The organism is Mesorhizobium sp. M7A.F.Ca.CA.004.06.1.1 (assembly GCF_003999135.1).
GTDB lineage: Bacteria > Pseudomonadota > Alphaproteobacteria > Rhizobiales > Rhizobiaceae > Mesorhizobium.
This window is the reverse complement of sequence record NZ_RZPQ01001381.1, coordinates 1-578: the sequence shown is the minus strand read 5'-3', so window position 1 is coordinate 578 and position 578 is coordinate 1. Positions and strand designations below refer to the sequence as shown.

The window sequence follows — 578 nt, the reverse complement described above, 5'->3', positions numbered from 1 at the left end:
CACCGATGCTGACGGTCGGCGTGCCGATCGACCTGCCGGATACGCAGGCCAAGGCGATGAATGCCGACACGCAGCCGATCACCGTCTCGATCAACGCCGCCGGCCAGATCTATCTGCAGGAAACCGAGATCCCGATCGAGGAGCTGGTGGCCAAGCTGCAGGCGATCTCGAAGACCGGCTATGAGGAGCGCATCTTCATCCGCGGCGACAAGTCCACCGACTATGGCACGGCGATGAAGGTGATGGCCCGCATTTCGGCCGCTGGCTACAAGAACATCGGCTTGGTTTCACTGCAGGAACAGGACCAATAGACGCGCGATGAAGACCGGCCTCACCACATCGGTGATCTTGCATACGGCGGCGCTGACCTTCGGCCTGTTCACGCTGACGGCGCCGGCGGCACTTCCGTCGTCCGACGTCGAGTCGGTCGCGGTCGATATCGTGCCGATGGAAGCCATTGCGCAGACGTTGCAGGGCGACAAGAAGGCCGTGATGCATGAAAAGCCGGCACCTGTGCCGACGCAGCGCCCGGACATCGTTCCGGACGCGCAGAAGGTCGGTGAGAACAGCGTCGACAC

The 578-nt window shown here is 62.8% G+C and carries 1 protein-coding gene and 1 pseudogene; both read left to right on the top strand.

The annotated features are described in order from the left end of the window. A partial coding sequence (locus EN906_RS36475; protein ID WP_164777725.1) for a biopolymer transporter ExbD occupies positions 1 to 311 on the top strand: 311 nt, incomplete at its 5' end. Positions 312 to 318: 7 nt separating this feature from the next. Next, positions 319 to 578: pseudogene (locus tag EN906_RS36470) on the top strand (hypothetical protein); the annotation flags it as partial.